The 25,896-nt window shown below is 62.3% G+C and carries 27 protein-coding genes; 9 read left to right on the forward strand and 18 right to left on the reverse strand.

The genetic code is table 11. From position 1 onward, the window contains the following. The first annotated feature begins 58 nt into the window (after positions 1–58). Together JAB1_RS22190 and JAB1_RS22195 are read left to right on the forward strand one after the other, a co-directional pair. Complete coding sequence (locus tag JAB1_RS22190; protein ID WP_254672190.1) at positions 59–823, forward strand: helix-turn-helix domain-containing protein; 765 nt, start codon at positions 59–61, stop codon at positions 821–823. A 40-nt stretch (positions 824–863) separates the two neighbouring features. Further along, positions 864–1,265, forward strand: coding sequence for a VOC family protein (locus JAB1_RS22195; RefSeq protein ID WP_231958488.1), 402 nt, complete (start codon positions 864–866; stop codon positions 1,263–1,265). On the opposite strand, the gene JAB1_RS22200 is transcribed toward JAB1_RS22195, so the two are convergent. Further along, a complete protein-coding gene (locus JAB1_RS22200) occupies positions 1,262–2,167 on the reverse strand; it encodes a LysR substrate-binding domain-containing protein (protein WP_070281770.1) in 906 nt (301 codons plus the stop codon). The genes JAB1_RS22195 and JAB1_RS22200 overlap by 4 nt on opposite strands. A 160-nt stretch (positions 2,168–2,327) precedes the next feature. Here JAB1_RS22200 and JAB1_RS22205 point away from each other — a divergent pair, with 160 nt between their 5' ends. After that, positions 2,328–3,506, forward strand: a complete 1,179-nt coding sequence (locus JAB1_RS22205; RefSeq protein ID WP_070281771.1) for an acyl-CoA dehydrogenase — start codon at positions 2,328–2,330, stop codon at positions 3,504–3,506. Further along, positions 3,506–4,753: a CaiB/BaiF CoA-transferase family protein gene (locus tag JAB1_RS22210; RefSeq protein ID WP_070281772.1), complete on the forward strand. Its 1,248-nt coding sequence runs from the start codon at positions 3,506–3,508 to the stop codon at positions 4,751–4,753. The genes JAB1_RS22205 and JAB1_RS22210 overlap by 1 nt, the downstream gene beginning before the upstream one ends. A 42-nt stretch (positions 4,754–4,795) precedes the next feature. Here JAB1_RS22210 and JAB1_RS22215 read toward each other — a convergent pair whose 3' ends face one another. The 3 genes from JAB1_RS22215 to JAB1_RS22225 are packed head-to-tail and all read right to left on the reverse strand — an operon-like array spanning position 4,796 to position 6,583. Further along, on the reverse strand, positions 4,796–5,122 hold the full coding sequence (locus JAB1_RS22215; protein WP_034778777.1) for a barstar family protein: 327 nt from the start codon (positions 5,120–5,122) through the stop codon (positions 4,796–4,798). Between the two features lie 8 nt (positions 5,123–5,130). Next, complete coding sequence (gene dapB, locus JAB1_RS22220; RefSeq protein ID WP_070281773.1) at positions 5,131–5,940, reverse strand: 4-hydroxy-tetrahydrodipicolinate reductase; 810 nt, start codon at positions 5,938–5,940, stop codon at positions 5,131–5,133. A 19-nt stretch (positions 5,941–5,959) separates the two neighbouring features. Further along, positions 5,960–6,583 carry an outer membrane protein assembly factor BamE gene (locus JAB1_RS22225; RefSeq protein WP_070281774.1) on the reverse strand — a complete coding sequence of 208 codons (624 nt, stop codon included), beginning with the start codon at positions 6,581–6,583 and terminating at the stop codon, positions 5,960–5,962. 195 nt (positions 6,584–6,778) lie between these two features. Here JAB1_RS22225 and fur point away from each other — a divergent pair, with 195 nt between their 5' ends. Continuing rightward, on the forward strand, positions 6,779–7,210 hold the full coding sequence (gene fur, locus JAB1_RS22230; RefSeq protein WP_034778781.1) for a ferric iron uptake transcriptional regulator: 432 nt from the start codon (positions 6,779–6,781) through the stop codon (positions 7,208–7,210). A 48-nt stretch (positions 7,211–7,258) separates the two neighbouring features. Here fur and hrcA read toward each other — a convergent pair whose 3' ends face one another. Both hrcA and JAB1_RS22240 read right to left on the reverse strand, forming a co-directional pair. Then, a complete protein-coding gene (gene hrcA, locus JAB1_RS22235; protein WP_034778783.1) occupies positions 7,259–8,275 on the reverse strand; it encodes a heat-inducible transcriptional repressor HrcA in 1,017 nt (338 codons plus the stop codon). Positions 8,276–8,377: 102 nt separating this feature from the next. Then, positions 8,378–9,103: an HAD family hydrolase gene (locus JAB1_RS22240; protein ID WP_070281893.1), complete on the reverse strand. Its 726-nt coding sequence runs from the start codon at positions 9,101–9,103 to the stop codon at positions 8,378–8,380. Between the two features lie 244 nt (positions 9,104–9,347). On the opposite strand from JAB1_RS22240, the gene JAB1_RS22245 reads away from it, so the two are divergent. Then, positions 9,348–9,947, forward strand: a complete 600-nt coding sequence (locus JAB1_RS22245) for a hypothetical protein (RefSeq protein WP_070254715.1) — start codon at positions 9,348–9,350, stop codon at positions 9,945–9,947. Positions 9,948–9,982: 35 nt separating this feature from the next. Continuing rightward, complete coding sequence (locus tag JAB1_RS22250; protein WP_070281775.1) at positions 9,983–10,564, forward strand: DUF4369 domain-containing protein; 582 nt, start codon at positions 9,983–9,985, stop codon at positions 10,562–10,564. Positions 10,565–10,751: 187 nt separating this feature from the next. On the opposite strand, the gene mmsB is transcribed toward JAB1_RS22250, so the two are convergent. Genes mmsB through JAB1_RS22275 form a run of 5 tightly spaced genes read right to left on the reverse strand, consistent with a single transcriptional unit; the run spans position 10,752 to position 16,277 of the window. Next, the gene (gene mmsB, locus JAB1_RS22255) at positions 10,752–11,654 is read right to left on the reverse strand and encodes a 3-hydroxyisobutyrate dehydrogenase (RefSeq protein WP_070281776.1); all 903 of its coding nucleotides are present in this window, start codon (positions 11,652–11,654) and stop codon (positions 10,752–10,754) included. Positions 11,655–11,681: 27 nt separating this feature from the next. Then, entirely contained in the window at positions 11,682–12,812 is a 1,131-nt protein-coding gene (locus JAB1_RS22260; protein ID WP_070281777.1) for an enoyl-CoA hydratase/isomerase family protein, read from the reverse strand. Continuing rightward, the gene (locus tag JAB1_RS22265) at positions 12,805–13,590 is read right to left on the reverse strand and encodes an enoyl-CoA hydratase (protein ID WP_070281778.1); all 786 of its coding nucleotides are present in this window, start codon (positions 13,588–13,590) and stop codon (positions 12,805–12,807) included. Before JAB1_RS22265 ends, JAB1_RS22260 begins: the two co-directional genes overlap by 8 nt. Further along, entirely contained in the window at positions 13,587–14,759 is a 1,173-nt protein-coding gene (locus JAB1_RS22270) for an acyl-CoA dehydrogenase family protein (protein ID WP_070281779.1), read from the reverse strand. The genes JAB1_RS22265 and JAB1_RS22270 overlap by 4 nt, the downstream gene beginning before the upstream one ends. A gap of 9 nt (positions 14,760–14,768) precedes the next feature. Then, positions 14,769–16,277 carry a CoA-acylating methylmalonate-semialdehyde dehydrogenase gene (locus tag JAB1_RS22275; RefSeq protein ID WP_034778805.1) on the reverse strand — a complete coding sequence of 503 codons (1,509 nt, stop codon included), beginning with the start codon at positions 16,275–16,277 and terminating at the stop codon, positions 14,769–14,771. 157 nt (positions 16,278–16,434) lie between these two features. On the opposite strand from JAB1_RS22275, the gene JAB1_RS22280 reads away from it, so the two are divergent. Beyond that, positions 16,435–17,820, forward strand: coding sequence for a short-chain fatty acyl-CoA regulator family protein (locus tag JAB1_RS22280; RefSeq protein WP_070281780.1), 1,386 nt, complete (start codon positions 16,435–16,437; stop codon positions 17,818–17,820). Here the strand turns inward: JAB1_RS22280 and JAB1_RS22285 are convergent. The 7 genes from JAB1_RS22285 to JAB1_RS22315 are packed head-to-tail and all read right to left on the reverse strand — an operon-like array spanning position 17,817 to position 24,745. Beyond that, positions 17,817–18,878, reverse strand: coding sequence for an adenosine deaminase (locus JAB1_RS22285; RefSeq protein ID WP_070281781.1), 1,062 nt, complete (start codon positions 18,876–18,878; stop codon positions 17,817–17,819). The genes JAB1_RS22280 and JAB1_RS22285 overlap by 4 nt on opposite strands. Positions 18,879–18,903: 25 nt before the next feature. After that, positions 18,904–19,848 carry a nucleoside hydrolase gene (locus JAB1_RS22290; protein WP_244517451.1) on the reverse strand — a complete coding sequence of 315 codons (945 nt, stop codon included), beginning with the start codon at positions 19,846–19,848 and terminating at the stop codon, positions 18,904–18,906. 19 nt (positions 19,849–19,867) lie between these two features. Beyond that, the gene (locus JAB1_RS22295) at positions 19,868–20,899 is read right to left on the reverse strand and encodes an ABC transporter ATP-binding protein (protein WP_034778812.1); all 1,032 of its coding nucleotides are present in this window, start codon (positions 20,897–20,899) and stop codon (positions 19,868–19,870) included. A gap of 13 nt (positions 20,900–20,912) precedes the next feature. Then, the gene (locus JAB1_RS22300; protein WP_034778814.1) at positions 20,913–21,692 is read right to left on the reverse strand and encodes an ABC transporter permease; all 780 of its coding nucleotides are present in this window, start codon (positions 21,690–21,692) and stop codon (positions 20,913–20,915) included. Continuing rightward, positions 21,689–22,528: an ABC transporter permease gene (locus JAB1_RS22305; protein ID WP_070281782.1), complete on the reverse strand. Its 840-nt coding sequence runs from the start codon at positions 22,526–22,528 to the stop codon at positions 21,689–21,691. Before JAB1_RS22305 ends, JAB1_RS22300 begins: the two co-directional genes overlap by 4 nt. Positions 22,529–22,549: 21 nt before the next feature. Next, a complete protein-coding gene (locus tag JAB1_RS22310; protein ID WP_034778817.1) occupies positions 22,550–23,572 on the reverse strand; it encodes an ABC transporter substrate-binding protein in 1,023 nt (340 codons plus the stop codon). 57 nt (positions 23,573–23,629) lie between these two features. Further along, the gene (locus JAB1_RS22315) at positions 23,630–24,745 is read right to left on the reverse strand and encodes a porin (protein WP_254672191.1); all 1,116 of its coding nucleotides are present in this window, start codon (positions 24,743–24,745) and stop codon (positions 23,630–23,632) included. Between the two features lie 224 nt (positions 24,746–24,969). Here JAB1_RS22315 and JAB1_RS22320 point away from each other — a divergent pair, with 224 nt between their 5' ends. Further along, positions 24,970–25,887 carry a LysR family transcriptional regulator gene (locus JAB1_RS22320; protein WP_070281784.1) on the forward strand — a complete coding sequence of 306 codons (918 nt, stop codon included), beginning with the start codon at positions 24,970–24,972 and terminating at the stop codon, positions 25,885–25,887. Positions 25,888–25,896: the final 9 nt, after the last annotated feature.

The raw sequence follows: 25,896 nt of genomic DNA on the forward strand, positions 1-25,896 counted from the left end.
CTGTGTCGTATGCAACAATACATATGCAACAATATTCTTCTTTACTTCAAGTCCGGCCATGATCGTCTACCAGGAATATCCGCCCATCCCCGCCCTGCGGCCCTGGCTGGACTGCGTCTGGACGTGCCGCGTGCGAACGGGCGCCACGCCCCTGACGCACCAGGTCTTGCCCGACAATTGCATCGACATCCTGTGCCAGGACCAGCAGGATGCCAGCTTTGCCGTCGGCATGATGACGGCGCCGATCGCCGTCGTCAGCCAGGGCCTCGTGCAAACGGTGGCGGCCCGCTTCAAGCCGGGCGCGGCGGCCCGCTTCTTCCAGCTGCCCTTGTGTGAACTCAGCGATGGCCGCACGGGATTGCAGCAGCTGTGGGGCCGCGAACTGGCGGCGCGCCTGGCTGACGCCCTGTGGAGCGAGCCCTTGTCCAATGCGCAAAGAATTTCTATTTTGCAAGACTATCTGCTGCTGCGTCTGCGCAGCGCGCCGCCACGGCGTCAGCCCGGCGCGGCCGAACATGCCATCGCGGCCATCGAGCGCGCATGCGGCCAGGTGCGCGTGGATGGCCTGGCGCGGCAACTGGGCGTGTCGCGCCAGCACCTGGCGCTGCAATTTCGCCAGCAAGTGGGCATCAGCCCCAAGCTGTTTGCCCGCATCTGCCGCTTTCGCGCCGCCAGCCAGGGACTGACAAGCCTGGCGGGACAGCCGGACTGGGCGCAAGTCGCCTTGCAATTTGGCTATTTCGACCAGTCGCACCTGATCCACGATTTCCAGGATTTCGCCCGCAGCTCGCCCGAGGCGTGGCTTATGCACCGCCACCATTGAAACCTTCCATTTTTACAATCGCCACGCGCGCGCCGGTGGCATGATGGCGTTATTCTTCATTTACCAGGAGCAGAACATGATCAAGGGCTTGCGCACCGTCACCTATCCCGTCCCCGACCTGGACAAGGCCAAGGCCTGGTACAGCCAGGTATTCAATACCACGCCCTACTTCGACCAGCCGTTCTATGTCGGTTTTGCCATCGGCGGCTTCGAGCTGGGCTTGCTGCCAGACGGCCAGCCTGGCACCCAGGGCAGCGTGACGTACTGGGGCGTGGACGGCATCGAGCAGGAAGTCGAGCGCATCGTGGCACTGGGCGGCAGCCTGCACCACCCGATCACCGACGTGGGCGACGGCATCCGCACGGTGGAATTGCTCGATCCGTTCGGCAACCAGATCGGCCTGATCGACAATCCCCATTTCGATACCGGCAAGGTCGTTTAGGCGGCTTCACCCTGCAGCCATGCGCGCAATTGCTGCAGGGCCGTCTTTTCATGCGCCGTTTCAGGCGTGATCAGGTAATACGCCCGCTGGCCGCGCAGTGGGCGCTCGCATGCGATGCGCAATTCGCCACGCGCCAGCTCCGCTTCAACCAGCATGCGTGGCAGCAAGACCACGCCCTGCCCCTGCACGGCCGCCATGGCCAGCATGGAAAACAGTTCATAACGGGCGCCATAGTGCGCCCCATCGCGCCCCTCTCCCTCGACCTGCATGGCGTCAAACCACTGGCGCCAGGCGCCCGGGCGCGTACTTTGTTGCAGCAAGGTCAGTTCCAGCAAATCCTGCGGCTGCCAGGCGCTGCGCGCCGCCAGAAGGCGCGGACTGGCAACGGGCACGATTTCTTCATGCATGAGCAAGGTGGCGCGCGTCCCGGGCCAGCGCGCCAGCTGCTCGGGCGTGCCCGCGTACAGGGCGCCGTCGTATTCCGTATCGGCAAACATGAACGGTTTTGTATACGCGTCGATATGCACGACGATATCCGGGTGCAGTTGCGCCAGCGAAGACAGCCGCGGCATCAGCCAGCGCGTGGCAAACGTGGGTACCGAAGCCAGCTGCAAGGCGCCGCCGCCGCCCTGGCGCGCCATGGTGTCGAGCGTGTCGCGCTCCAGGCCGTCGAGACGGGCCGCGATCTGCCGCGCATACGCGGCGCCGGCGCTGGTCAGCAACACGCCATGGCGCGTGCGCTGAAACAATTGCACGCCAAGAAAAGTTTCCAAGGATGAAATCTGCCGCGACACGGCGCTTTGCGTCAGCGACAGTTCGCGCGCCGCATGCGTGTAGCTCTGGTGCCGCGCAGCCGCCTCGAAGCAGTTCAGGGCTTGCAGCATGGGAATTTTGCGTGACATGGGGGTATCCGGCCGGTGAAAGGTCCCTAGTATGCCGCAAGATATGCGCAACACGCATGTCTGGGTGCGAAAAAATCGTTTGCGCAAGGCTAGGCAAAAACCTACCATGAGCCATATTCAATCTTGCGCCGATCACCGGCGCTCACCTGCGAGGCCTGTGATGAGCAAAACCGTATTCAACTGGAATTCCCCCCTGCTGCTGGAAGAACAACTGACGGGCGACGAACGCGCCGTGCTGGAAGCGGCCCGCGATTATTGCCAGGGCAGTCTGGTGCCCAGGGTCCTCGAATCGTTCCGCCATGGCCGCACGGATGCCGCCATCTTCCGCGAAATGGGAGAGCTGGGCTTGCTGGGCACGACCATTCCCGAAGAATACGGCGGGGCCGGCCTGAACTATGTTTGCTACGGCCTGGCCGCGCGCGAAGTCGAGCGCGTCGATTCGGGCTACCGCTCGATGATGAGCGTGCAATCGTCGCTGGTGATGGTGCCGATCAATGCCTTCGGCAACGAGGAAACCAAGCAGAAGTACCTGCCGAAACTGGCGACGGGCGAATTCATCGGCTGCTTCGGCCTGACGGAGCCGAACCATGGTTCCGATCCTGGCAGCATGGTCACGCGCGCGCGCAAGGTACCGGGCGGCTATAGTCTCTCCGGCGCCAAGATGTGGATCACCAACAGCCCCATCGCCGACGTGTTCGTCGTCTGGGCCAAGGACGATGAAGGCGCGATCCGCGGCTTCGTGCTGGAAAAAGGCTGGAAAGGCCTGTCGGCGCCGGAAATCCACGGCAAGGTCGGCTTGCGCACCAGCATCACCGGTGAAATCGTCATGGATGAAGTGTTTTGCCCGGAAGAAAATGCCTTCCCCGACGTGCGCGGCCTGAAAGGCCCGTTCACCTGCCTGAACAGCGCCCGCTACGGCATCGCCTGGGGTGCGCTGGGCGCGGCAGAAGACTGCTACCTGAAGGCGCGCCAGTACACGATGGACCGCCAGCAATTCGGCCGCCCGTTGGCAGCGAACCAGCTGGTGCAAAAGAAACTGGCCGACATGTTGACGGAAATCACCATGGGCTTGCAAGGCTGCCTGCGCCTGGGCCGCATGAAGGATGAAGGCTCGCCCGCCGTGGAAATCACCTCGATCATGAAGCGCAACAGCTGCGGCAAGGCGCTCGATATTGCCCGCATGGCGCGCGACATGATGGGTGGCAACGGTATTTCCGACGAGTTCGGCGTCATCCGCCACCTGGTCAACCTGGAAGTGGTCAACACCTATGAAGGCACGCACGATGTGCACGCGCTGATCATCGGCCGCGCCATCACCGGCATCGCCGCGTTCAACTAATGGACGCCTTGGCTTCCACCCTGCGGCCCGCGCCGCTGACCGGCTTGCGCGTGCTGGACCTGTCGCGCGTGCTGGCCGGCCCGTGGGCCGGGCAAATGCTGGCCGACCTGGGCGCCGACGTCGTCAAGGTTGAACAGCCGGGCCGCGGCGACGACACGCGCTCCTGGGGCCCACCATACCTGAAAGATGCAGATGGCCGCGACACCGCCGAGGCTGCCTATTTCCAGTGCGCCAACCGCAACAAACGTTCCTTGTGCATCGACCTGGCCGCGCCCGAAGGGCAAGCCCTGGTGCGCCAGCTGGCGGCCGAAGCGGACGTGCTGCTGGAAAATTTCAAGCTCGATGGTTTGAAGCAATACGGCCTCGATGCGGCCAGCTTGCTGGCACTCAACCCGCGCCTCGTCTACTGCTCCATCACGGGCTTTGGCCAGGATGGGCCGTACGCGGCGCGCGCCGGCTATGACTTCCTGATCCAGGGCATGGGCGGCTTGATGAGCATCACGGGCGTGCCCGACGGCCAGCCGGGCGCGGGTCCGCAAAAAGTGGGCGTGGCGCAGACGGACATCCTGACGGGCCTGTACGCCACCATCGCCGTGCAGGCGGCGCTGGCCGAACGCGAACGCTCGGGCCTGGGCCAGCATATCGACCTGGCCTTGCTCGACGTGCAAGTGGCCGCGCTGGGCAACCAGGCGGCCAATTACCTGTGCGGCGGCAAGGTGCCGCAGCGCATGGGCAATGCCCATCCGAACATTGTGCCCTACCAGGACTTCCCCACGGCCGACGGCGACATGATTTTGGCGATCGGTAACGATGGCCAATTTTCGCGCTTTTGCGCCGTCGCCGGCCACCCGGAATGGGCGCAGGACGAACGTTTCGCCACCAATCCGCAGCGCGTGGCACACCGGGCGATCTTGATCCCCCTGATGCGCCAGACCACGGTCATGCGCACGACGGCCGAGTGGATCAGCGCCTTCGAGGCGCAAGCCGTGCCGTGCGGTCCCGTCAACCGCATCGACCAGGTCTTTGCCGACCCGCAAGTGGTGGCGCGTGGCTTGAAAGTGGAAATGCCGCATCCCACGGCGGGCACGGTGGCGCTGGTGGCCAATCCCGTGCGCCTGTCGGCTTCGCCGGTGCAATACCGCTTGCCGCCGCCATTGCTGGGGCAGCATACGGACGAGGTGCTGCAGCAGTGGCTGGGCCTCGATGGCGGCCAGATTGACGGCTTGCGCGAACGCAAGATCGTGTAAATGTTGGGTATGTCGGATTACGCGCTTGCGCGCTAATCCGACCTACTTCAATACCAGCTTCAACGCCGGCTTCTCGCCATAATCGTCATAGCGCTCATTGATGCCGGCGATACAGAACGTGATTTCTTCCAGCAAGTCCGGCACTTGCGCCTTCATTGCTTCCGCATCCTGCACAACAATGTCGAGCACTTCGTTCGGCTTCAAACGGAACTGCGTCATGTTTTCGTCATCGCGCAGATAGCTGAGGCAATCAACCCAGGCGTCCATGCTGTTGCCGTAGAACTCGGGGAAGCCGAAGGCTTGCACGCATTGCGCGTGAAAGCTCGCTGCGTCGGTAATCTCTTTGCCGTTCAGTATTGCAGTGGCCATGGTCTTCCTCAGTTCTTCAGCGACAGCACATCCTGCATGTCGAACAGGCCGGTCGGCTTGTCGGCCAGGAAACGCGCGGCGCGCAGGGCGCCGTGGGCGTAGGTGACGCGGCTGCTCGACTTGTGGCTGATCTCGATGCGCTCGCCGATGCCGGCAAACAGCACCGTATGATCGCCGACGATATCGCCGCCGCGGATGGTGGCAAAGCCGATGGTCGACGGGTCGCGTTCGCCCGTCACGCCTTCGCGGCCGTACACGGCGCATTCCTTCAGGTCGCGGCCCAGGGCGCCGGCCACCACTTCGCCCATTTGCAGGGCGGTGCCCGATGGCGCATCGACCTTGAAGCGGTGATGCGCTTCGATGATCTCGATATCGTAGCCTTCGGACAGGCTTTTCGCGGCCAGTTCCAGCAGCTTCATGGTGACATTCACGCCCACGCTCATGTTCGGCGCGAACATGATGGCCGTCTTTTCGGCGGCGGCGGCAATGGCGGCCTTGCCCGCATCATCGAAACCCGTGGTGCCGATGATCATCTTGATGCCATGCTCGGCGCAATACGCCAGATGCTGCAAAGTGCCTTCGGGACGCGTGAAGTCGATCAGGTAATCGGCGCCGGCCAGGCCGGTGGCCAGATCGGATGCGATCAGCACGCCGGCAGGCTTGCCCAGGAAGGCGGCCGCATCCTGGCCGACGGAAGGCGAACCAGCGCGGTCGAGGGCGCCGGCCAGCACGGCGTCAGGCGCATTGCTGACCGCTTCGATCAGGATATGGCCCATGCGGCCGCTGGCGCCAGCGATGGCAATTTTCAGTTCAGTCATTTTATTCTCTTACAGCAACTTATTTGGTGGGTTCGGCAGCAGGTGCAGGCTCGGCGGCAGGCGCAGGCGTCACTTCCGGCTTACTCACAGGAATGGCGGGCGCGGCATCGGCCGGCACGGGCACGGCGCTTGGCGCCACGGGCGATGGCACGGCGGCGGCAGGCACGTCGGCCTTGGCAACCTTGGCGAACGGCGACGGGCCGGCGATACGGTCGATGTATTCTTTCTCCGTCGGCAAGTTGCCGCCTTCGAAACGTTCAACCTTGCCATCCTTGCCGAAGTACACGACCACGCGGCTGCTGGTGGTTTCGCCACTGCCCCGGGCCAGGCGGAATGGATAATCCCAGCGGTCGGCATGGAAGATATCGGTCAGCAGCGAGGTGCCGAGGACGAAACGCACCTGGTCGCGCGTCATGCCCACTTTCAACTGAGCCAGCATCTCTTCGGAGACAAAGTTGCCTTGTTGAATGTCAGGACGGTAGGGCGAGAAAAACCACATGAATTTTTGCAGTGGCGTAATGGTGGTCGTTTGTGCGCCCTGTTCGGGGACCAGTTCCTTGCCTTCTTTTTGAGCAGCTGCCGGCTTTTCGCCAAGGATGCCACGGCTGGCGCAGCCGGACATGGCCAGCGCGACACAGACCATGCCTGCCACGACTGGTGCTCGAAATGAAATACGGTGCCAGAGAGATGGCAATACAGCCGGTGTTACGCGCATAAATGACCTCAATTTGATGAACAAAACGCCAGGAGTGGCCGGCCTGCCAAAAAATGCATATTTTGGCACTCCCCGCTAAAACGCTATATGATAAAGCACCTGACCCACATACGAGCAACAAACATGAGTAACAATCCTAGTGATCTCAAGGCAAGCGGCCTGAAAGCCACCCTGCCACGGCTGAAGATACTCGATATCTTCCAGAGTAGCCCGGTACGCCACCTGACCGCGGAAGACGTCTACAAGATTCTGCTGGCCGACAATATGGATGTCGGCTTGGCAACTGTCTACCGCGTCCTGACGCAATTCGAACAGGCAGGCTTGCTCAACCGCAACCATTTTGAAACCGGCAAGGCGATTTTCGAGCTCAACGAAGGTTCCCACCACGACCACCTGGTGTGCCTCGACTGTGGCCGGGTCGAAGAATTCTTCGACGAAGACATCGAAGTGCGCCAGCAAAAGGTAGCCGAAGAGCGCGGCTTCAAGATCGCCGAACACGCCTTGGCCATCTATGGCAACTGCATCAAGACGGCTTGCCCGCACAAAACCGCCTGACCACAGCTGGCCGCTCCCACGGGGCGGCTGGCGCGCCAGGCAGTACGATCAATGATGGCTGAGCGCGCTTGACAGCAACTTGGCCGTGATATCGACAATCGGGATGACGCGCTCGTAGGCCATGCGCGTCGGTCCGATCACTCCCAGCGTGCCCACGATCTTGCCGTTGACTTCATACGGCGCCGTCACCACGCTCATCTCATCCATCGGCACCAGGTTCGATTCGCCGCCGATGAATATCTGCACGCCCGTCGCCTTGCTCGATACGTCGAGCAGCTGCATCAAACCCGTTTTTTGCTCGAACATGTCGAACATCTGGCGCAGCGAATGCATATTCGATGACAGATCGCTCACGCTGAGCAAGTTGCGCTCGCCGGAAATCACCATGTCATCGCTATGGTCGGCCATCGCTTCGCTGCCCGCTTCCACGGCCGCCTGCATCAGGCTGCCCATATCGTCGCGCAACTGGCGCAATTCACCCTGCAGGCGCACGCGCACGGCATCGAATGACAGGCCGCCATAATTCTGGTTGATGTAATTGGCCGATTGCACCAGTTGCGCCGGCGTATAGTCGGCCTCCGTCAGCAATAAACGGTTCTGCACGTCGCCGCCGGGGGCGACGATGACGAGCAGGATGCGTTTTTCGGACAGGCGCAGGAATTCGATTTGCTGGAATACGGATTCGCGGCGCGGAGTGAGCACGACGCCGGCAAACTGCGACAGCGATGACAGCATCTGCGCCGCGTTGGCAATGGTTTTTTGCGGTTGCGGCGTCTGCAGGCGCATGCGCGACTCCACCAGATGCTCGTCCAGGTGCCGGACGGTCAGCAAGGTATCGACAAAGATGCGGTAGCCGCGCGGCGTGGGGATGCGTCCGGCCGAGGTGTGAGGGCTGGACACATAACCGAGTTCTTCCAGGTCGGCCATGATGTTGCGGATCGTGGCCGGCGACAGGTCCAGGCCGGAAATTTTCGACAAGGCGCGCGAACCGACCGGCAGGCCGTCGGCGATATATCGCTCGACCAGGGCTTTCAGCAGTGTTTGGGCACGTGTATCGAGTTGCATGGTGTTTTATTTAAGCAAGTATGTTGTTAAGCAAGCGGCAACGAAAGCGGCCGAACGTGCATCAACAGCACCTATTATGCACGTTCGCCCGCCCCGCGGCGATCAATCTTCCAGTTGCCCCTGCAGCCACAGCAGCAATTCATCGAAGTTGGCGCAGATGGCGTCGGGCTGCACGCCGGCGGCCAGATGCGCGTCGCTGCCCTTGCGGTTCATCCACACGGCGCGCATGCCCGCTCCTTGCGCTCCCGTGACGTCGAAATACAGGTCGTCGCCCACATACACGGCCTCATGCGGCGCCACGCCCAGCGCGGCGCAAGCGGCCAGGAAGATGCTCGCGTCAGGCTTGGCCACGCCGAAATCGCTGGCGGCGATGGAGACTTTAAAATGCTGTGCCAGGCCGATAATTTCAAGGTCCGCATTGCCATTCGAAATCGAGCCGACCAGCATGCGCTGGCCCATCCAGGCAAGGCCAGGCAAGACGTCGTCATACGGCTGGACGCGATGGCGCGCAGCCAGGAACTGCGCGATGGCGCCATCGACCAGGACAGGATCCTCGCCGGCCGCCTCGAAGGCGGCCAGCAAGCCGGCGCGGCGCAACTCGATCAGGTTGCCATGGAAATGCGGTTGTTCATGGAGCATGGCCAGGCGGTGCTGGCGCAGCACCTCGATGGAAAACTGCTGCGCCACCTTGGGCGCATGCGTGGCCAGCCAGTCGTGCAGCAGGGTTTCCGCTGCGGCAATCACGGGCGCGATGGGCCACAAGGTATCGTCGAGGTCGAACAGGATGGCCTTGGGCGGCACGGCAGGTTTTACAGGGGCAAGAGACATGGGATTCACGGTGGATGCCACGCCACAGTGCGCAGCCTGCCTCTATTGTCGCATTGATCGCCGCCGCCGGCATGGCTGCGCCTCCATGAAATGGGGCCGGGCCAGCGCTTCCCGGCGAAAAATTGTTACAGGGTGATACAAGGCAAGATCATTCAGCTTGCCAGATAGACTAAAATAGGCGCCATTCCAATGCGGCGCCAGCGTCCGCGTTGCGCTACCCAACCTAATTCGTTTTGGAGAATGTATGAAAAATTTGTACCTGCGCTCGATGCTGGCGGCGGCTTGCGCCGTCACACTGGCAGCCTGCGGTGGCAGCGGCGGCAACCTGTATCTGCAAGGCCAAGTCGTCGGCCTGGCCAAAGATGGCCTGATTCTCCTGAATGACGGGGAAAGCTTGCCGATTCCTGCGGGCCAGGCCAGCTTTGTTTTCACCAAGCTGGTCAAGAACGATGACCGCTACAATATCACTATCGCACAACAGCCCAAGGGTGCCGTTTGCACCATTATCAATGGCGTCGGCAAGGCATCGAGCTACTCCGTGACTACAGCCCAGGTGAACTGCCAGACCAACGCCTACCCGTTGAGCGGCACGGTCACGGGCCTGACCACGGATGGTTTGCGCCTGGTGATGGGCCCCAACGGCACCACCCTGCTGGCTGGCGCCACAACCTACGAATTCAAAAGCGTTGATGACGGCGCCTCGTACGGCATTTCCATACTGGCTCAGCCAACGGGCCTGACATGCCGCTTCCAGGGTTCCAGCAGTGCCGATGGCAGCGATACGGTCGGCAAGATGGGATCTGCCGCCACGACCGCAGCCACACTTGACTGCAAGCCGCAGTAATCCTTGCGATCCGTCACCTATTTTTGGAGAAATACATGAAGTTATCCTGCTTGCGCCCTATCGCCGCACTGCTGCTGACCTTGGGACTGGCCGCTTGCGGCGGCAAGGCCTCGTATGATGTCAGCGGCACGATCTCAGGCTTGAACAATGAAGGACTGATCCTGGTCAATAGCGGCGACTCCCTGCCGGTTCCTGCGGGGAAAACAGCGTTTACCTTTGCCAAGCGCATCGACTATGGTACCGACTACAACATCACCATCCAGCAGCAACCGGCGCACATGACTTGCAGCATCAGCGGTGGTTCCGGTTCGGCTGGTCATTACCTCACTATCAGCGCCGCTGTTGCTTGCGCGCAAAACAGATATACCGTGGGTGGCACGATTTCCGGCCTGACGGTGGACGGTCTGGTGCTGATTAACGGTAGTACAACAACAACAGTGGTCAAGGACTCCACGACCTTTACCATGGCCGGCTCCGTCGCCTATGGCGATACCTATGGCGTCAGCGTCTCCGTGCAGCCGAAGGGTCTGCTGTGCGTTGTACAGCCGGGCACAGGCGGCGGCACCATGGGCGAAGCGAATGTGACATCGGTAAAGGTCGCCTGCAATCCAGCCTAAGTTGCAGTAACGGTAGCCGCCAGGCGGCTACCGGGAAGAGATATCATGAAAATCTATATTTGATATTCAAAATATAAATTGGAGTTATATGTGGCGATGCAGCATAATGCATCTGTCTCCTCCAACTCTTCCAAGAATTGGATTTAGCCCGCTTTTACCAGCGGGCTTTTTTTTTGCCCAAAATTCCTCAGCCGGGTTTGTTCAAGCCCGGCTGCAGCATTTGCACGATGCTGGAGAAATCCTGCTGCGCATAACCGGCTTGCGCATGCATCTGATACAGCTGGCGCACCAGACCGCCCAGGGGCGTGGGCGCATTCGCCGACAGGGCCGACTGCTGCGCCAGGCCCAGGTCTTTCAGCATCAGCGCCGTGCCGAAGCCGCCCGTGTAATTGCGCGAAGCGGGCGTGCCGTCCATGACACCGGGCCACGGGTTGTACACTTCCAGGGTCCAGTTGCGACCCGAACTCTTGGCCATGATGTCGGACAACACTTTCGGGTCCAGGCCATGCGCCACGCCCAGGTTCAGGGCCTCGGCCGTACCGGCCATCAAAATACCCAGCAGCATGTTGTTGCAAATCTTCGCCACCTGGCCCGCACCCGCCTCGCCCGCATGGAAGATATTCTTGCCCATCTTCTCCAGCAAAGGCCGCGCCTGCTGCAAGGCCGCTTCGCTGCCACCGACGATAAAGGTCAGGGTGCCGGCCGCCGCGCCCGCCGTGCCGCCCGAGACGGGCGCATCGATCATGGCAAAGCCCCGCTCGCTGGCCGCCTGCGCCACCTGGCGCGCCACGTCGGCAGCGATGGTGCTGCAATCGATGAACAAGGCGCCCGGCTTGGCCGAGTCCAGCACGCCACCGGCCGCCAGGTACAGCTCCTGCACGTGCTTGTTGGCCGGCAGCATGGTGATGACGGCGTCGGCCGTCTGCACGGCCGCGCTGGCGGACGCCGCCGCCGTGGCGCCCGCCTCGACCAGCGAAGCCACTGCGGCTGGCGCCAGGTCGAACACGGACACGTGGAAGCCGGCGGCCACCAGATTGCGGGCCATCGGCGCGCCCATGTTGCCCAGGCCGATAAAAGCGATATGTTGCATGGTGAAAGTCTCCAGTTATTCTTTTATTTAATGTAGATCCGCCAATGGATGCTGTGTCCACGGCGCCGCAAAATACTCGTCCAGATGCGCTGCGCTGATGTCGGCCAGGCTTGCCGGCTGCCACTGCGGCGCGTTGTCCTTGTCGATCAGCAAGGCGCGCACGCCTTCGCGGAAATCGGCATGGGCGCAGCATTGCACGGCAACGATCAATTCCAGCTGGAACACCTGCGCCAGGCTCAGATGCCGCGTGCGTTCGCGCATGGCCCACACCAAAGCGGCCGAAGTGGGCGCGCCCTTGTCCAGCGAGTGGGCCGCCTTTTGCAGCCACGCCGAATCGCCGTCATACGCGGCAATGGCGGCCACCACTTCAGGCAAGGTGGGCGCTTGCGTCAGCGCGGCGATGGCGTCGAAGTTGGCGCGCACTTCCGAGACGGGCAACACCGTCGTTGGCGCCGAAAAGCCGCGCAGCAAGCGGTCCAGCTGTTCGCTGTTCTCCTGCGGGCTGGCTTGCCATTGCGCCAGTGCCAGCGCGTCGAGCACCATGGCCCGCTCTTCCTGGCGCAGGAAATAGTCGCCGAGACCCGCAAACAGGGCATCGGCCGCGTTCAATGGCGCGCCCGTCAAGCCCAGGAACAGGCCGCTGCGTCCCGGCATGCGGCCCAGGAACCAGCTGCCGCCCACGTCGGGAAACAGGCCAATGGTGATTTCCGGCATGGCGATGCGCGTGCTTTCCGTCACCACGCGGTGGCTGGCGCCGGCCATCAGGCCCAGGCCGCCCCCCATGACGATGCCGCCGCCCCACACCATCAGCGGCTTTGCATAGGTATGGATGCGGTGGTCGAGCCGGTATTCCTCGGCAAAGAAGGCCAGCGCCTGCGGGTTAGGCACGACGCCCGGCTGCTCGACGATGGCCGTGCGCAGGCTGCGCACGTCGCCGCCCGCGCAGAAAGCCTTGTCGGTCGACGATTGCAGCACCACGCAGGCAATGGCAGCGTCGCTGGCCCAGCGCACGAGAGCGCCATCGATGGCGCGGATCATGTCCAGGGTCAATGCATGCAAGGACTTTGGCGCATCGAGGGTGATGACGCCCAGCTTCATGCCGCCGGGACAGTCGCGTTCCTCGATTTTCACAGTTTCAATCAGGGTACTTTCAGCCATTCTTCCACTCCGCCGGACGTTTTTCCAGGAACGCTTGCACGCCTTCTTTCTGGTCTTGCGTATCGAACAGGCCCAGGAACAGGGTGCGTTCATCGGGCAGGGAGTTGACCAGCGGATGGCTGCGCGCGCCCTGGATCAGGGTCTTGCACGCCGTCACGCTGCTGGGGCTTTGACGGGCCACCTTGGCGGCCAGGGCCAGCGCTGTGGCGGCAGCCTTGCCGGTTGGCACGACTTCCTCGACCAGGCCGATAGCCAGCGCCTTGGCCGCATCGACCCGTTCGCCACATAAAATCATGCGCTTGGCCCAGCCTTCGCCTACCAGCCACGGCAAGTGCTGCGTGCCGCCCGCGCACGGCAGCAAGCCGACGGAGGCTTCCGGCAAAGCCATCTGCGCATGTTCTTCAGCAATACGGATGTCGCAGGCCAGCGCACATTCGAGTCCGCCGCCCATGGCATAGCCATTGATGGCGGCGATGCTGACGCCGCGAAACGCGGACAACGCCTCAAAAGCTTCGCCAAACACGGCGGCCATGGCGAACGCCTTGTCCTTGTTGCCATCGGCAAACACCTTCAGATCGGCACCGGCAGAGAAGAACTTGGCGCCGCCGCCCGTGATCACGAGAGCGTACACGTCCGGGTCGGCATTCAGGTCGGCCACCAGTTGCGTCATCGCGTTCAGGCTGGCCTGGGTCCACGTATGGGCGGGCGGGTTGTCGAGCGTCACCAGGGCCGTATGGCCATGGCGTTCCAGCAGCAAATTTGTATACACTTTGGTCATCGCAGATTCTCCGTGGCGCCGTCTTTCAAAATCGCTCGCGCGACGATCAGGCGCATGATTTCATTCGTCCCTTCCAGGATCTGGTGCACCCGCGTATCGCGCACATGGCGCTCGAGCGGGTACTCGCGGATGTAGCCATAGCCGCCATGCAATTGCAGCGCATCGTTGGCAACATTAAAACCCACATCCGTGGCGAAACGTTTTGCCATGGCGCAATATGCCGTGGCGTCGGGACTTTCCTGGTCCAGTTTCCACGCCGCCAGACGCACCATCTGGCGCGCCGCCACCAGTTCCGTCAGCATGTCGGCCAGCTTGAATTGCAAGGCCTGGAATTGCGCCAGCTCGCGGCCGAACTGCGTGCGCTCCTTCATGTACGCCTGCGCCCGCGTGAGGGCCGCCTGCGCCGTGCCCACCGAGCACACGGCGATATTGATGCGCCCGCCATCGATGCCCTTCATGGCAATGGCAAAGCCTTCGCCTTCCGCGCCCAGCAAGTTCGCTGCCGGCACTTTCACCTGGTCAAAGCTGATGATGCGCGTGGGCTGGCTGTTCCAGCCCATCTTTTCTTCCTTCTTGCCATACACGATGCCGGGCAGATTGGCCGGCACGGCAAAGGCGGAAATACCGGCCGCGCCCTCGCCGCCGGTTCTCGCCATGACGATCAGCATGTCCGTCTGGCCCGCACCCGAGATAAACGCTTTCGTGCCGTCGAGAACATAAAAATCGCCCTCCTCGTCGTTCACCCTGCGAGCCTTGGTGCGCAGGGAGGCCGCGTCGGAGCCCGACTGCGGTTCCGTCAGGCAATAGCTGGCCAGTTTCTGGCCGGCGGCCAGGGCCGGCACCCATTCGTCGCACAGGGCTTCCTGTCCCCAGCGCGACAGCATCCAGGTAGCCATGTTGTGGATGGTGATATAGGCCGTGGTCGAGGTGCAGCCACCGGCCAGCTCTTCAAACACGATGGCCGCATCCTGGCGGGAGAGGCCAAGGCCGCCCCAGCGCTGCGGCGTGTACAGGCCGCAAAAGCCCATCTCGCCCGCCTTGGCGATGGTTTCCACGGGAAAAATCGATTCCGCGTCCCAATGGGCCGCGTGCGGCGCCAGTTCGCCTTCGGCAAACGCGCGCGCCGCCTGCTGGAACTCGCGCTGCTCGTCGCTCAGTTCAAAGTCCATGCCAGCTCCTTATTTCAGGCTGATGGTGGTATTGACCTTGCCCACCGAGGCCGCGTCCGTGAACCAGCGCTGGGTGATCGTTTGCGTCTGCGTGTAGAACAGCACGACCTGCTTGCCGAACGGGCCCAAATCGCCCAGTTTCGAGCCGCGCGAACCCGTAAAGCTGAACAGGGGAACGGGCACGGGGATGGGCACGTTGATGCCAACTTGCCCCACGTCGATTTCTTCCTGGAAGTAGCGCGCGGCCGCGCCGCTTTGCGTAAACAGCGCCGTGCCGTTGCCGTTCGGATTTGCGTTCACCAGGGCAATCGCTTCATCCAGGGTATCGACTTCGACGACGATCAATACGGGGCCAAAGATTTCCTGGTCATACACGACCATGCCGGGTTTCACGCCGGACAGAATCGTCGGGCCGACGAAGTTACCGTTCGGATAGCCATCAACCTTGACGTCGCGGCCATCGAGGGTCAGCACGGCGCCCTGTTCGATACCCTTGGCGACCAGGCTGAAGACGCGCTCTTTCGCCGCGCACGAGATGACCGGGCCCAGGTCCGGATTGTCCTTGCCCGCGCCGACCGTCAGGGTTTGCGCCTTGGCCGACAATTCCGGCAGCCATTCACGCGCTTCGCCCACCAGCACGGCCACCGATGCCGCCATGCAGCGCTGGCCGGCGGCGCCGAAACCCGCACCCAGCAGCTGGTTCAGGGTCTGTTCTTTATTTGCATCCGGCAAGACGACGGCGTGGTTCTTGGCGCCCATCATGCATTGCGCGCGCTTGCCGTTCAGGCTGGCGCGCTGGTACACATGCGTGCCCACCTTGCTGGAACCGACGAAGGAAATCGCCTTGATGTCCGGGTGGTCGCACAGGGCGTTGACCACGTCTTCGCCGCCGTGAATGACGTTCAGCACGCCAGCCGGAATACCCGCCTGCAAGGCCAGGCGCACGAGCTTTTCCGTCACGAGCGGATCTTGCTCCGATGGTTTCAAGACAAACGTATTGCCGCAGGCAATCGCCATCGGGAACATCCACAGCGGGATCATGGCGGGGAAATTGAACGGGGTAATGCCGGCGCACACGCCCAGCGGCTGCATCACGCTGTAGGTATCGACGCCGCCAGCCACGTTTTGCGCGTATTCGCCCATTTGCAGGGTGCCGATATTGGCCGCATGTTCCACCACTTCCAGGCCGCGGAAGACGTCGCCTTCCGCATCGAGCAGGGTCTTGCCCTGTTCCATCGTCAAGGTGGCGGCCAGGTCGGCCATGTTTTCGCGGATCAGCTGCTGAAGCTTGAGGAAGATGCGCGCACGCGCGCCGATCGGCGTCTTGCGCCAGGTTTTGAAGGCCCGCTGGGCCGAGGCGATAGCCGCGTTGACTTCCTCCGGCGTGGCGAACGGCACCTTGGCCAGTACTTCCTGCGTGGCCGGATTGACGACGTCGCGCCAGACGGTGGTCTGGGATTCAACCCACTCGCCGTTGATCAAGAGGGGAACAGTTGGAATAGCGTTTTGCGTGGTCACTCGAAGTCTCCTGGTGTGGGTATAGGTCTGTTTGCATTATTCGCACAATAGCCGCCACAAACAAGGCGTGAAAATGCGAGATAATGCAAAGCTGAATCTGTTAATCTGCAAATGTTGTAAATTTGCAGATTCCACAAACCGGGGAAGAGGAAACGCGATGGCAAAGGTTTTCATGGGCGTGCGCCTGCAGCGGCTGCGCGAGGAACGGCGCATGACGCAGGTGGCGCTGGCCAAGTCCCTGGGCATTTCACCCAGCTACCTGAACCAGATGGAACGCAACCAGCGTCCGCTGACGGTGCCGATTTTATTGCGCATCGGCACCGTGCTGGGCGTCGATCCGCAAATCTTTTCCGAACACGACAGCGCCAGCCTGGTGGCCGACGTGCGCGACGTGTTCGGCGAATTACCCGATGCGCCGCCCACGTCGATGGCGGAACTCAAGATGCTGGTGGAAAACATGCCGGAGCTGGCGCGCTCGATTTTGCTCTTGCAGCGGCGCTACCGGGTCATGGCGGAACGGGCCGACACGCTGGCTGCGCGTCTCGACGACGGCAGCCGCGGCGCCAGTTCGGCGGCCCCATCCACGGACGAGGAAGTGCGCGAATACCTGAACCGGCGGCAGAACTACATCGATGAACTGGACCGGGCGGCGGAGCTGGTGGCCGGGGAATTCGATCCCGCCCTGCGCACGCCCGATGCGCTGCAAGGCCGCTTGCTGGAGCGCCACGGCGTCAAGGTGCAACTGTCCGATGGCGACGCGGGCATGGTGCGCAAGCACCGCTACGATGCCCAGCAACAGATATTGTGGCTACCCGACACCCTGACGGGCGGCCAGCGCGCCTTCCAGATGGCGGCGCAAATCAGCTTGCTCGAGCACAGCGACCTGATCGATGCCCTGGTGCTGGCGGCAGGATTCTCCGGTGCGGCCGCGCAAACAAGCGCGCGCCTGGCGTTCTCGAACTATTTCGCCGGCGCCCTGTTGATGCCCTACCAGCGCTTCTTGCAGGCGGCGGAAGCGCGCGCCTACGATATCGAGCGTCTGGCGCACCAGTTCGGCGTGGGCTTCGAAGCCGTGTGCCACCGCCTGAGCACCATGCAGCGCCCCGATGCGGCGGGACTGCCATTCTTCTTCGTGCGCGTCGACCGCGCCGGCAATGTCTCGAAGCGCCAGTCGGCCACGGACTTCCATTTTTCCAGAGTGGGCGGCACGTGTCCGCTATGGATCGTGTACGACGCCTTCAGCCATCCGGGGCAAGTGCTGACGCAGGTGGCCAGCATGCCGGACGGCTGCACATACCTATGGATAGCACGCCAGGTCAGCACGGCGTCGCCGGGCTTCCGGGCACCGGGCAAGACCTTTGCCGTGGCGCTGGGCTGCGACATCTCGCAGGCGCACCGATTGATCTATTCGAAGGGACTCGATTTGCACGACCCGAGCAGCGCCACGCCGATCGGCACGGGCTGCAAGGTGTGCGAGCGGCAGGCGTGCCCGCAGCGGGCGTTTCCATCCTTGCTGCTGGCGCCGCCACCCGCCTCGGCTTAAGAAGCGTCGACGACGCGCATGCGCAGCGCGTCGAATTCGCGCGTGAATTCCGCGCGCCAGTCGCGCCGCGTGGATTCATCGATCCAGGCCGCGTCGAGGCCATTCAGCATGAAGCCGCGCATGTCGTCCAGGCCGAAGCCGAATTCGCGCATCATCATCCAGGCGCCCGTCGGCGTCACGTGGTGCAGGGTCGGGTCGTCCGTGTTTGGGTGCAGTTTCAAGCCCAGCTTGGCCATGGCGCGGATCGGGTGGTCCAATGCCCAGCGCTCGGGCGCCAGGGTGCGCAGGTAATACGAATTGGTCGGCACCACGGTAAACACGAGGCCCCGCTCCACGCAGCGCTGCGCCAGTTCCGGATTGTCGACAATCGTGTAGCCATGGTCGACCCGGTCCACCTGTAATTCGTCGATGGCCGTCGCCACGTTCATCCACGGCATGCCGAATTCGCCCGCGTGCGCCGTGCATTTGAAGCCGGCCTCGCGTGCGGCGCGGTAGGCTTCGATGAAGAGCTCGGGCGGGCGGTCGTTTTCGCGGTAGTCGATGCCGATGCCGATGACTTCCGGCGCGCGGTGCGCCTTCATCCATTCCACCATCTGCACGGCTTCCGCGGGAGCGGCTTCGCGGTCGATGCTGGGAATCAAACGGCCGATCACGCCAAAATCGCGCTGCGCGTCGCGGATGGCGGCCACGATGGCGTCTTGCGCCGCGTCATAGCGGATGCCCGAGACGCGCACGGTGCCGGTGGGGTTCCAGAAGAACTCCGCATAGCGCACGCCATGGCCATGCACGTCTTCCAGGTATTCGTAGGCGAGGCAATACAGGTCGGTCGGCGAGACGATCAGGTGCGCGTCGAGCGCGCGCAGCACGCGCAGCACGCCGACGGGCTTGTCGCCGCGCGTATAGAACGCGTCGATGTCCTCGGGGGTGACGACATTGCCCGTCTTGGCGGCCAGCGCGCGGAAAGTAGCCTGGCGCACCGTGCCAAACAGGTGGCAATGCAGCTCCACTTTCGGCATGGCGCGTAAAAACTGTTCAATGCTCAGGGGTGAATTAGACATGAAACTCGTTTCGTAATGAAGTGAATCAGGCGAGAATGCCGGCCAGGCGCTGCATCAGCAATTCAATGGCGGCCGGGCCATCGGCCAGCATCGCCACCTGCGTGTTGATGGGGGCGCGGCGCGGCACGCGGAACTCGCACACCGTCATGCCGCGCGTCAGCTCGCCCGTCAATTCGATGGCCACGTGGGCCGGCTGGAACTGGAACAGCTGCGGCGCTTCCAGGTACAGGGCCACCACCGGGTCGTACATCGGCATGGGAACGGAACCATCGCTGCTGCGGATGCGCACATACGCTTCCAGGTAGCCAGCCAGCCGCTGGGCGCGCGGCGTGCCGATGGCGCGCAGCTGCGCCACCTCCAGTTTAGTGACCAGCAGCTGGCGGCACAGATTCAGGCCGAACATGCGCAGCGGGATGCCGGCCTGGAAGACCTGGGCAGCCGCTTCCGGGTCCGCATAGATATTGAATTCCGCCGCCGCCGTGTGGTTGCCCTGGTCGGTCGAGCCGCCCATCAGGATGATTTCAACGATTTTTTCCGCGATGTCGGGCGCGCGGCTCAAGGCCGTGGCCAGGTTGGTCATCGGCGCGATCGCCATGATGGTGATCTGGCCGGGATGCTTGCGCACGGCGGCGATCAGGGCGTCGACGGCGTGGCCGGCAGCGTCACTGGCCGCGCCGGGCGGCAGGATCTCGCCAGTGGTGGGCATGCCGCTGTCGCCCAGGATGCGCTGCGCCGTTTCGATGACGCCGGCCAGCGGCTCTTCGCAGCCGCGGTAGATGGGCACCGTCAAGCCATCATGGGCCTTGATGCGCAAGGCGTTGTCGTAGGTGATGTCGACGGGCGCATTGCCCGCCACCACGCTTACGCCCAGCCACTCGATACCGGGATTGCTGCCCAGGAGCAGCATCGTCAGCCAGTCGTCGAAACCGGGATCGGTATCGAGCCAGATCTTTTTCAAGGCTTGGGTCATGATGGTTTCCATTCAGAAATCAGGCGCCCAGCCACAGGGCGCTGTCGGACGGCAGCACGAAGGACACGGCCGTGCCCTCGCGCCAGGCGGCGCCGCCGGCCGCGCAAATGCCCTTGACCTGACCCAGCGGCGTTTGCAGCAGGTATTCGACGGTGTCGCCGAGGAAGCCGCGTGCCAGCACGGTGCCAGGGTATTGACCGGCCGCGTCGTCGGCCGCGCACACGCGCACCTTGTCCGGACGCCAGCCCAGCACCGTGGTGCCGGCAGCAACAGGAGACGTGTACGGCAGGCTGGCGCCCGCGTGGTGCAGCGCGCCGTCGCGGTAGTCGAACAGGTTTTCAAAGCCCATGAAGTTGGCAACGAAGCGCGTCGACGGCGTATTGAAGACGGCTTCCGGCGCGGCCAGCTGCTCGATGCGCCCGCCGTTCATGACGACGATGCGGTCGGACAGGGCCAGCGCTTCTTCCTGGTCATGCGTCACGTACAGCATGGTGATGCCCAGTTCGCGCTGGATGCGGCGCAACTCGGCGCGCATCTGCACGCGCAGCTTGGCGTCCAGGTTCGACAGCGGTTCGTCCAGCAGCAGCAGGGCCGGTTCGACGACGATGGCGCGCGCCAGCGCCACGCGCTGCTGCTGGCCACCGGACATCTGCGCCGGCAAGCGCGTTTCAAAGCCCGTCAGGCCGACGGCGGCGATCACGGCTTCCACCTTCGTTTTCAGCAGGGCCGGCGCCACCTTGCGCAGGCGCAAACCAAAAGCGATATTGTCATACACGTTCAGGTGCGGAAACAGCGCATACGACTGGAAGACCATGCCGATATTGCGCTTGTTCGGCGCCAGCTTGCCGATTTCGCGGCCGTCGAGCACGATGCGGCCCGACTGCAGCGGCATCAGGCCGGCGATGGCGCGCATGGTGGTGGTCTTGCCGCAGCCGCTGGGGCCCAGCAGGGAAATCAGTTCGCCCTGCTCGACGTGCAAGTCCAGGTCTTTCACGGATGTCGTGTTCTTGGCGTAGCCGAGGTTCAGCTTGTGCAGTTCCAGATAACTCATGGTGTGTTGCCTCTTACATGTATTTAGAAATGCCCAGCACCTTCTCGGTCACCATCACGAAGGCCATGGTGAACAAGACCAGCAAGGTCGACAGGGCAGCGATCGACGGATCGAAACTGTTTTCCATATGGCCCAGCATCTCGATCGGCAAGGTGCTGATGCCAGGGCCCGTCAGGAACAGCGAGACGGGCACCTGGTTGAACGAGGTGACGAAGGCGAGGAAAAAGGCGGCGATCACGGCGTTGCGGATATTCGGCAGCACGATCATGAAGAACGCCCGCAGGCGCGACGCGCCCAGCGTGATGGCCGCATCCTCGATATCCACGCGCAAATTCACCAGGCTGGCGTACACCACGCGCACCGAATAGGGAATCAGCAGCGCGATATGGCCGATCAGCAGGCCCACGTAAACGGGCGCGTTGATGGTCAGCACCAGGTGGTGCAGCAAGCCCAGGCCGACAAGGATGGCGGGAATGATCAGCGGCGACGTCAGGATCTGCCGGATGGCGCCGATGCCCGGCGGCGGCATGCGCGAAAACGCATACGCGACGGGTATGCCCAGCAGCAGCGCGATGACGGTGGCGATCAGGCCGATTTCCAGGCTGGTCTGGAAGGCGCGGCGGAACTCGGGCGCCGACCACACTTCGATGATCCAGCGCAACGAGTACGACTCGGGCGGGAACGCCAGCGTCTCGCCGCCGCTAAAGCCGGCCAGCACGACGATGGCGAATGGCCCCAGCAGGAACAGGAATACCAGCCATAAAACGGCACGTGAAAACAGGCTTTCTTTCATACGGAACTCCGGCTCGAGGAAATACGTTTAAGGCCGGCATTCACCAGCAAAGTCATGCAGACGAGAATGACGGCGATGACATTCGCCGCGCCAAAATCGCTCTCCACGCTGACCTTCTGGTACAGCAGGGTTTCCAGCATCAGCACCTTGGTGCCGCCCAGCAGTGCCGGCGTCACATAGGCCGTCACGCAGCCCGTAAACACCAGGGTACCACCGACGACCAGGCCTTCCTGCGTCAGCGGCAGGGTGACCTTGCAAAACACTTGCCATGGATTGGCGCCCAGGGTGGCGGCAGCTGGTTCCACGTCGCGCGGCAGGTTTTCCAGCGCGCCCGCCAGCGACATCAGCATCAATGGCAGCAGCAGTTGCAGCAGGCCGACAAACACGGCGAATTCGCTGAACAGCAAACGCAGCGGCTCTTCCGTGAAGCCCATGTTGACGAGTGCCGCGTTGACGGCGCCATTCCGGCCCAGCAGCACGATCCAGGCATAGGTACGCGCGATCGGCGAGACCATCAGCGGCAGAATCATCATGCCCACCACCAGCCCGCGCCACTTCGGCGACACGCGTGCCACAGCTTGCGCGGCCGGGTAGCCGAGGATGATCGACGCCAGCGTCACCAGCGCGGCAATGCGCAGGGTGCGCCAGAAGATGGTGCGGTTGAATTCCTGCGAGAAGAATTCGATGAAGCGGTCGAAGCCCCACTGCATGCCGTCACCGACACGGAAGGCGTCGACCAGCAAAGCCAGCACGGGCAGCAGGAAGCAGACGACGATAAAGATCAGCGCCGGCAGGACCAACAGCAGTCCCAGACGCTTTTTTGGATCAGCAAACATGGTGTTTTCTCCTCGTCACCACTATTTGCTCATGGCCTTGTTCCACTGCGTCATCCAGTTCGTGCGCTGCTTGAGGATGGTTTCCGGCTTGACGAATTTCAGCGAATTGATCTGATCGGCGCCATAGGTATTGAATTGCGCGGCCGCCACCGACAGGCGCACGTCCTTGTTGACGGGCGAGTCGACCAGGTTGGTGGCCAGCTGCGTCTGCACTTCCTTGGACAGCCAGAAATCCATCAGCTGGTAGGCCAGGTCCGCATTCTTCGAACCGGCGACGATGCCCATCACGTTCATGCCGGCCGCCTGGCCTTCGGCCGGGATGCTCCATTTCAGGGGCAGGCCCGTCTTGAGCATTTGCGACCACGTAAAGCGCGCCACGGGCGCGGCCCAGATTTCATCCTGGGCGAACAGGGCCGCCAGCTGCGCGCTGTTTTTCGAGAACGTGACGACGTTGCCCTTCATGCCGACGATCTTGGCAAAGCCGGTGGCGTAGTCGTCCGTCTTGCCGCCCCAGGCCGCATCGGCCATGCGCAGCATCAGGGGACCCTGCGTGGTGCTCACGTCGGGGAAGGCCACGCGGCCCTTTAGTTCAGGGCGCCACAGGTCCTTCCAGGACGTCAGCGGGGCGATCTTGTCGCTGCGGTACACCAGGCCGACCGAGTACAGCGTGTAGCCGACGGCGAAATTGCCGCCGATGGGGTTTTTCGCCACGTCGTACAGGGCTTTGTAATTGCTCAGCTTGGAGTAATCCATGGGCTGGATCACGCCCTTTTGCGCCGCTTCCAGCATGCCGGAATCGGACAGCAGCACCAGGTCGATCACCGGGTTCTTGCTGTGCACGACCAGCTTGGCGATACGGTCCGCGTTATTCCCCGTTTCCACCTTGATATCGCAACCGCATTTGGCCTTGAACGGCTCGTACACATACTTCATGAACAAGGGCTGGGCAATCGGATAGGCCGAAATGACCAGCTCGCGTTTTTCCGCGTGGGCGGCGTTAGCCAGCAAGCCTAGGCTCAACGCCAACATGAGGTGCTTTTTCAAGATGCTTCCTTTCAGGGGACGGCGCTGGGGGACAGCGCCTGTAAAGATGAATCAGACTCAGAAATAATGTCGCATGCCAACGATCAGCACGCTTTGCGTCTTGCCGCCCGAGGCGCCGAAGCCGAACACGCGGGCGAACGTCGCGTCGCCGGCCGCTTTCTGGTAGCTCCAGGTGATGGCGACATCGGTGCGCTTGGACAGGAAGTAATCGGCCTGGAAGTTGACCTGATGCCATTTCGGCGTCTTGTTGATCACGTCATATTTACCGGTGGTAAAGAAATACGACGCGCCCAGGTTCAGCGCTTCCGTCAGCTTGTGATTCACGTTCAAGTCCACGTTTTGCAAGGTCAGATTGCTTTGATCCAGGTAGTGGTAGCGCACGTTGGTGTACAGCGCGCCAAACTTGGTCTTGCCCACATTATAAAAGCCTCCCGTGCCGGCGATGGCCTGGCTGTCCACGCCCGCGCCCTTGACGGCGCTCTTGTTGAAAATCAACAGGGAGCTGCCATAGTCATTGCCGATGGCGCCATTCGGCGCATCGGGGCTGTTCGGGCGATCCATCTTGGTGTAGGCGACGGCCCAGCTGAAGGCATCGACCTTGTAGCCGGCACCCATGCTGTAGACGCGGTTGCGGTTGGAATCTTCCGGGTTTTCGCTGAAGCCGTACAAGCCCGTAAACGACAGGTTGCTGATGTTCGGGCTGACATACTTGACGGCATTTTGCACGCGCAGGTTGTTGTAGCCATTATCGTTGTCGCCGATATGCACGCCATTGCTGGCAATGACGACCGGGCCCAGCAGGTCCTTGACGGCTTCGTACTGGCGCCCCAGGGTCAGGGTACCCTTGTCATTGCTGGACAAACCCACATACGACTGGCGGCCAAACAGGCGGCCGCTTTGCGACGCCGTGCCCGTCATGACGTTAAAACCGTTTTCCAGCACGAAGATGGCCTTGGTGCCGTTGCCCAGGTCTTCCTGGCCGCGAAAACCGATGCGGGGATTCTGATTCGTGCCGCTCAACGCATGCGTGCGGCTGCCCTTGCCCTCATCCGACACATAGCCGATACCGGCCGACAGCAAGCCATACACTTGCACGCTGCTTTGCGCCTGCGCCACACCCTGCGCCGCCAGCAAGCCACCCACTACCATCGTTCCCGTCATCCATTTGTTCATCGCCGCCACCCTAAAAAGAAAAACCCTGAGTTTTTTTGGAATTATTTTATTGATGCGTCCCTTGCATGGCGTGCTAGCGCGAGTACCGGCGCCGCCTGGCAAGCGCTTCTCTGAAGATTGTTGCCTTCAAGACAAGTAAAGACCAGTCCAGAATATGGTAAATTGCGGGATAAGAAAATTTGTTTATTTTTATAAATCCATTACTTTTTCTAATAAGCAAACCCATGCATGAGTTGAGCAAGAAGATTTCCTTACGACATTTACAAGCGTTTTCCACCTTAGCCCGGGTAAACAGCTTCAGCAAGGCTGCACAGGAATTGTGCGTGACCCAGCCAGCCCTCAGTGCGTCGATCAAGCTGCTGGAAAATCAACTGGGGAAAAAGTTGTTTAACCGCACAACCCACCAGCTGGAACTGACGCGCGAAGGCAAGCTGGCGCTCGATTACGCCACGCATTTATTAAATACGGCGAGCAATACTTTTGCCGATATCCAGCGCGCCATCGGCAGCGGCCGGCACCGCATCCGCATCGGCGCCATCCCATCGGCCATGGCGATGACAGCCGTCGTGGTGGCACGCTACTGCGAGCAGCATGGCGACGAAGTGGAAATCGTCCTGTCGGACATGCCCAACGACGGCTTGCTGCACGCCCTGCATTCTGGCCAGCTGGACTTTTGCGTGGGTATCGAGGTGCCCGGTTCCGTGTCGCTGGAAAGCGTGGGCCTGTTCGAAGACGAGCTGGTGCTGGTGACGGCGGGGCGCCATGCGCTGGCGCCGCTCAAGGAAGTGCGCTGGGAGCAATTGGCGGGGCAGGAAATCGTCGTGTTTACCAAGGGCAGCATCTGGGAGTTCGCTTCGAGCGCCCTGCGCCAGCATGGCTTGAGCCCGTCGAGCCTGTACCAGATGATCCACAGCGAGTCGCTGTATGGCGTGGTGCGCGCCGGCATCGCCGTCGGCATCATGCCCAGCCTGTACACAACCTTCCTCAACGACGAGGACCTGCACGTGGCACCGCTGCGCCAGCCCACCTGCAAGCGCAAGATCGCCTTGATGCGGCGCAATGAGATCAGCCGCAACCACCATGTCGACGACTGTTTCTCAGCCCTGCGGCAGGATCTGCAGCAGGTCGACCAGTGGTTTTGAGTTAAACCG

This window comes from Janthinobacterium sp. MP5059B, assembly GCF_001758645.1.
In the GTDB taxonomy this organism is placed as follows: Bacteria; Pseudomonadota; Gammaproteobacteria; order Burkholderiales; family Burkholderiaceae_D; genus Janthinobacterium; species Janthinobacterium lividum.